The organism is Streptomyces sp. CT34, assembly GCF_000805335.1.
In the GTDB taxonomy this organism is placed as follows: Bacteria; Actinomycetota; Actinomycetes; order Streptomycetales; family Streptomycetaceae; genus Streptomyces.
This window is the reverse complement of sequence record NZ_KN708638.1, coordinates 3,918,362-3,924,360: the sequence shown is the minus strand read 5'-3', so window position 1 is coordinate 3,924,360 and position 5,999 is coordinate 3,918,362. Positions and strand designations below refer to the sequence as shown.

Genomic DNA, 5,999 nt, shown 5'->3' with positions numbered 1-5,999 from the left:
GGTTTCGCCCCCCGCCTCGGCGAGCGGCCCGCCTGCGACCTCCTTGAGGAGCCCGGCGCCGTCGACCGCGCCGCCTCCCTGCTGGCCGCCCGGCTCTTCCACGGCGGCCCGGCCGAGCCGGGGCCCGACTGGTCCCCGGTCGGCTGGCAGCAGTATCCGGAGGAGGTCGTGGACCGCAAGTGGCGCCTGGAGGCGGCCCGGCTGCACCGCGTCCTCGACGACCTCCCGGTGGCCCCGCCGCCGGGCCCCGCCCCCGAGGACGGCCCCGCGCCCCGTACGCCGGACCGCCCCGCAGCCCCCGCCGACGCCCCGCCCCCGCCCGCGGCGCCCACCACCACCCACCGCACCACCGCCACCGCCCCGCCGCTGACCTACGCCCGCGCCCGCACCCGTACGCCCGCCGGCCACCACGCCGCGAGCCGCCCCGGCGCGGAGCCGCCCGGCCCGGCCGCCGCCCCCTCGGCCACCGCACCCGCCGGCCCGACCCTGGCCCGGGTCATCGACCGTCTGGCCCGCGACTCCCGCGCCGGCGATCTGGTCGCCGCCCGGCTCGGCGCGGAGGTCGCCCGCGAGGAGCGCGAGGAAGCCGCCCGCCAGGCCGCCCGCTGCACCGGCACCCCGGACGCCGCCGGGGTGGCCTGGGGCGACGGCCTGGCCGAGGGCGGCCTTCCGCTGTTCCCCCTGCAACCGCCGCGTACCGGCCGCGAGTTGCTCGCCGACCACGTCACGGCCATGGTCTGCTGCGCCGCCGTCGACACCGCCGGCGCCGCCCCCGGCCTGGACTGGCTCGACGGCCCCGCCCTCCTCGTGGACGGCACCCGCCGCGCCGACCTCGGCCGCCCGGTCCTCAGCCTCGTCGACGACGGCGACGCGGAACCGCTCCGCGGCTGGCTGACGACCATAGGCGTCCGCCCCGAGAAGCCGGTCCGGCTGGTGTGACCGCTCGTGTGATCGCAGCGGACCGCCGAACCGGCTGAGTGTTCCCTTCCAGTTCATGCTTCGGGGCAACCGCACCTAAATTCACGACGAAGGGTGACGAAGTGAGTGCGTAATGTGATGTGCTGGGGGATGGGTAAGGCCCGTTCGCCCCGGCACCGGGATCCGTCCCCGTATGTACGGCGGCGGCCCGGAGCGGCGGCGGTCGGCGGCCACCCGCCCGGTCGGCCGCGGCCAAGGGGGACGCGGGAGGGGAGTGGAAGGTGGCGACGGAACAGATCAGGCGCTGGGAGTCGGGCGCCCTCGCCCACGCGGTCACGGACCCGTTCGGACAGGGCCCGCTGCCCTGGTTGCGCGGTAGTGAGACCTATTTCGACTCCGGCCACATCATTCCCTGGTACGTCGATCCCGCGGTCGCCCGCGGCGATGTGCTGGTGCCCGCGCCCCGCAAGCACAACGGCCCGCGCACCGCCGACGACGTGCACCGCCAGATCAAGGGCTTCACCGGCACCGGCGCGGTGGCCCCCGGCGAGGCCATCGACTTCCGGGTCTCGGTCGACCCGCCGCAGCCCTTCAGCATCGACGTCTACCGCATCGGCCATTACGCCGGCGCCGGCGCCGCCAAGATCACCACCAGCCCCCGGCTGGCCGGCATCGTCCAGCCGTCCCCCCTGCTGGTCGACCGCACGGTCTCCTGCCACCACTGGTGGCTGTCCTGGCGCCTCCAGGTCCCCACGTACTGGCAACTGGGCGCCTACGTCGCCGTGTTGACCACCGCCGACGGCCGCTACCGCTCCCACATCCCCTTCACCGTCCGCGACGACCAGCCCGCCGACCTCCTCCTGCTGCTCCCCGACATCACCTGGCAGGCGTACAACCTCTACCCCGAGGACGGCCGCACCGGCGCCAGCCTCTACCACGCCTGGGACGAGAAGGGCGCCCTCCTCGGCGAACGGGACGCCGCCACCACCGTCTCCTTCGACCGCCCCTACGCCGGCGCCGGCCTGCCCCTCCATGTGGGCCACGCCTACGACTTCATCCGCTGGGCCGAGCGCTACGGCTACGACCTCGCCTATGCCGACGCCCGCGATCTGCACGCCGGCCGCGTCGACCCCACGCGCTACCGCGGCATTGTCTTCCCCGGCCACGACGAGTACTGGTCGGTGCCCATGCGCCGCACGATCGAGGGCGCCCGCGACGGCGGCACCTCCCTGGTCTTCCTCTCCGCCAACACCATGTACTGGCAGGTCGAGTTGTCCCCGTCGCCGTCCGGCCCCGCCGCCCTGCTCACCTGCCGCAAACGCCAGGGCCCCGGCCGCCCCGCCCTCTGGCGCGAACTGGGCAACCCCGAACAGCGCCTGATGGGCATCCAGTACGCGGGCCGGGTCCCCGAGCCCGCCCCCCTGGTCGTCCGCAACGCCGACCACTGGCTGTGGGAGGCCACCGGCGCCCACGAAGGCGACGAGATCCCCGGCCTGGTCGCCGGCGAGGCCGACCGCTACTTCCCGCGCACCAGCCTCCCCGAGCACACCCGCCGCATCCTGCTGGCCCACTCCCCGTACCGCGACGGCGAGGGCAACCGCCGCCATCAGGAGACCTCCCTCTACCGCGCCCCCAGCGGTGCGCTGGTCTTCTCCTCCGGCACCTTCGCCTGGTCGCCCGCCCTCGACCGCCCCGGCCGCGTCGACCAGCGCGTCCAGCGCGCCACGGCCAACCTCCTCGACCGCATCTGCAAACGCGACTAGGTGTGCTGTCCGATGGGCCATGGCCGGGGCTGTCCGGCCCCGACCCACCGGGCAGCCCCGGGGAACCCACGCGCCGCCGGCCGGACCTACCGCGCCGCGAACTCCCCCAACTCCCGCGCCAGCGCCACCGTCAGCGCCCGGAAGATCCGCACCTCCTGGTTCGGGTCGCCGGCCCGCGTCGCCAGCACGCTGTGCGCCCGCGGCGCGTCCAGCACCGGTACGAACACCGTGCCCGGCCAGGGGTAGTAGCGGGCGAAGGACTTCAGCCCGGACCCCACGCCGCGCCCGGTCACCACACTCGTCAGCACATCGTGCGGCGTCAGCGCGCGATCCGGCGCCCGCCGCTCGCCGTCCTGGAAGTACAGGTAGTCGACGAACGGCCGCGGGGTGCGCGCCGGCAGCCGCAGAAACGGCAGATCGATCACGTCCGCGACCCGCAGCCCCTCGTGCGCCGCGTCCGCGAGCGGCGACCGCGCCGAGACCGCCACGATCCGCTGCTCGGTCGTCAGGACGTCCACCTCGATGCCCTCGGCCTCCACCGCGGGCCGTACGAACGCCACATCCACCCGGTCCTCGCGCAGCGCGCTGCAGTGCTCGGTGAAGGTCAACTCCACCAGGTGCACCCGCCCGCCCGCGCCGTACAACGTCCCCCATGTCTGTGTCACACACCCCGACGGACCGGGTCGGCACCGCCGCCACCGCGGCCTTCGCGCCCCGCCACTGGCTGCGCGCCGGCTGGCTGATGACCGCCTCCGGGTGGAGCGCCAACCAGTACTCCTCCCTCCTCGGCGCCTACCGCGCCCACCTCGGTCTGACCGCCGCCACCACCACCGCCCTGTTCGCCGTCTACGCCCTCGGCCTGATCCCCGGCCTCCTCGCCGGCGGCCCGCTCGCCGACCGGCACGGCCGCCGCCGGGTCACCTACACCGCGCTGGGCATCTCGGCCCTGGCGACCTGCCTGCTGATGTCCGGCCCGGCCGCTCCGGTGCTGCTGTGGCCCGGCCGCTTCCTCACCGGCATCGGCGCCGGCACCCTGCTCACCGCCGGCAGCGTCTGGATCAAGGAACTCTCCACCCCGCCGTACGGCACCGCACCCACCCCCGGCGCCGCCGCCCGCCGTTCCGGCCTCTTCCTCTCCGCGGGCTTCGCCACCGGCGGCCTGGCCGCCTCCCTGACAGCCCAGTGGGCCCCGTACCCGATGACCCTGGCCTACGTCCCGCATCTGGTGCTGGTCGCGGGCGCCGCCCTGAGCGCCGTCCGCGCCCCCGAGACAGCCCCGGCCCGCATACCGGACACCGCGGCCCCGGAGCCCGCCGTCCCCGCCCACCGCGCCCCGTTTCGCCGTCTCGTCGTCCCGGTGGCGCCCTGGGTGTTCGCCGGCCCCGCGATCGCCTTCGCCGTCCTCCCCGGCCTCGTCGACACCGGCCTGCACGGCTGGCAGACCGTCTACGCCGGGATCGTCACCGCCGTCACCCCCGGCGCCGGTCTCCTCGTCGCCCCGCTCGCCCGCCGGCTGACCGCCCGGCACCGCGTCGCCACCGGCGCCGCCGGCCTGCTCGTCACCGCCGCCGGCCTGCTGACCGGCGCCCTCGCGGTGGCGCGCGCGGAGCCCGCCGTGGCCCTGCTCGCCGCCGCCCTGCTCGGTGCCGGCTACGGCCTCTGCGTCGGCTACGGCCTGACGGAGGTCGCCGCGCTCGCGCCCCCGCACCACCTGGCCCGCCTCACCGCGCGCTTCTGGACCGTCTGCTACCTGGGCTTCTTCGCCCCCTACGGGGTCACCCTGCTCACCGGCGCGTTCACCCCGCCGGCGATCCTCCTCGGTGCCGCCGTCCTCGCCCTGCTCACCCTCGCCGCGGTGCTGCGCGCCGGAGCCGGTACCTCCGTCTGACCGCCGTCCGCCGCCCCCGAAGCACGGACCACCCGCCTCATACGGGAGAATCACCTCGACTCCTGGATCAACCTACGCGGAGGCAGCGTGTCCGGTTTCGTAGAAAAGCCCGAGCCCGTGCGGGTCCCGGGGCTCACCCACCTGCACACGGGCAAGGTGCGCGACCTCTACCAGAACGCCGACGCCGACCTGGTCATGGTCGCCAGCGACCGTACCTCCGCCTACGACTGGGTGCTGCCCACCGAGATCCCCGACAAGGGCCGGGTCCTCACCCAGCTCTCCCTCTGGTGGTTCGACCAGCTCGCCGACCTGACCCCGCACCACGTCATCTCCACCGACGTGCCGGCCGGTGCCCCCGCCGACTGGGCCGGCCGCACCCTGGTCTGCCGCTCGCTGTCCATGGTCCCGGTCGAATGCGTCGCCCGCGGCTACCTCACCGGCTCCGGCCTCGTCGAGTACCAGCGCTCCCGCACGGTCTGCGGCCTGGCTCTCCCCGAGGGCCTGGTCAACGGCTCCGAACTGCCCGCGCCGATCTTCACCCCGGCCACCAAGGCCGCCGTCGGCGACCATGACGAGAACGTCTCCTACGAGGAGGTCGCCCGCCAGGTCGGCGCCGAGACCGCCGCCCAGCTCCGCCAGCTGACCCTCGCCATCTACGGCAGGGCCCGCGACATCGCCCGCGAGCGCGGCCTGATCCTCGCCGACACCAAGTTCGAGTTCGGCTTCAGCGAGGGCCGCCTCACCCTGGCCGACGAGGTCCTCACCCCCGACTCCTCGCGCTTCTGGCCCGCCGACCAGTGGCAGCCGGGCCGCGCCCAGCCGTCCTTCGACAAGCAGTTCGTCCGCGACTGGCTCACCTCCCCCGCCGCGGCCTGGGACCGCACCGGCGAGCAGCCCCCGCCGGCCCTCCCGCAGGACATCGTCGACCGCACCCGCGCCAAGTACATCGAGGCGTACGAGCGCCTCACCGGCCACACCTGGTCCTGACGGCCGGCGCGGCACGACCCGCACGAAAAGACCCCGGTCGGCAACCGACCGGGGTCTTCTCTCGGAGCGGACGACGAGGCTCGAACTCGCGACCTCAACCTTGGCAAGGTTGCGCTCTACCAACTGAGCTACGTCCGCATGCCCCACGCTGCCGCGCGGTGCGGGCCCCACTATAGCCAAACTCGCCGCCCTCTGACGCGCGCCGCCGCACAACGGCGCTCCGCGCCCTCCCCAGGGATGGCACCCGACGGCCCGTCCCGCCCCCCCCCCGCCGACCACACGGCCCGCTCCCCGCCCTCCGGCACAGACCGCCCCGACCTCCGCCGGCTCCCGCCCCCGGCCGCCCCGACCGGCCCGCGGCACCCCTCGCCTCCAATCCGTCCCCCGCCAACTCCGGCCCCGCACAACGGTTTCCGCGATGCGCCCCGCACACGACCTCCGCC

4 protein-coding genes, 1 tRNA gene and 1 pseudogene are annotated in these 5,999 nt (G+C 75.3%); 4 read left to right on the top strand and 2 right to left on the bottom strand.

Going from position 1 to position 5,999, the window contains the following annotated elements; genetic code table 11:
* Both RZ84_RS41230 and RZ84_RS17120 read left to right on the top strand, forming a co-directional pair.
* Positions 1-939, top strand: a pseudogene (locus RZ84_RS41230) (hypothetical protein); the annotation flags it as partial.
* Between the two features lie 260 nt (positions 940-1,199).
* A complete protein-coding gene (locus tag RZ84_RS17120; protein WP_043265039.1) occupies positions 1,200-2,681 on the top strand; it encodes a N,N-dimethylformamidase beta subunit family domain-containing protein in 1,482 nt (493 codons plus the stop codon).
* A gap of 86 nt (positions 2,682-2,767) precedes the next feature.
* Here RZ84_RS17120 and RZ84_RS17115 read toward each other — a convergent pair whose 3' ends face one another.
* Positions 2,768-3,346: a LysR substrate-binding domain-containing protein gene (locus RZ84_RS17115; protein WP_241777738.1), complete on the bottom strand. Its 579-nt coding sequence runs from the start codon at positions 3,344-3,346 to the stop codon at positions 2,768-2,770.
* Here RZ84_RS17115 and RZ84_RS17110 point away from each other — a divergent pair.
* Positions 3,334-4,569 (top strand): MFS transporter, encoded by a 1,236-nt coding sequence (locus tag RZ84_RS17110; protein WP_078893852.1) that lies wholly within the window; start codon positions 3,334-3,336, stop codon positions 4,567-4,569. The two genes, RZ84_RS17115 and RZ84_RS17110, sit on opposite strands and share 13 nt — an antisense overlap.
* Positions 4,570-4,656: 87 nt before the next feature.
* On the top strand, positions 4,657-5,556 hold the full coding sequence (locus RZ84_RS17105; RefSeq protein WP_043265037.1) for a phosphoribosylaminoimidazolesuccinocarboxamide synthase: 900 nt from the start codon (positions 4,657-4,659) through the stop codon (positions 5,554-5,556).
* Between the two features lie 65 nt (positions 5,557-5,621).
* Here the strand turns inward: RZ84_RS17105 and RZ84_RS17100 are convergent.
* Positions 5,622-5,694, bottom strand: a tRNA-Gly gene (locus RZ84_RS17100).
* Positions 5,695-5,999 lie beyond the last annotated feature (305 nt).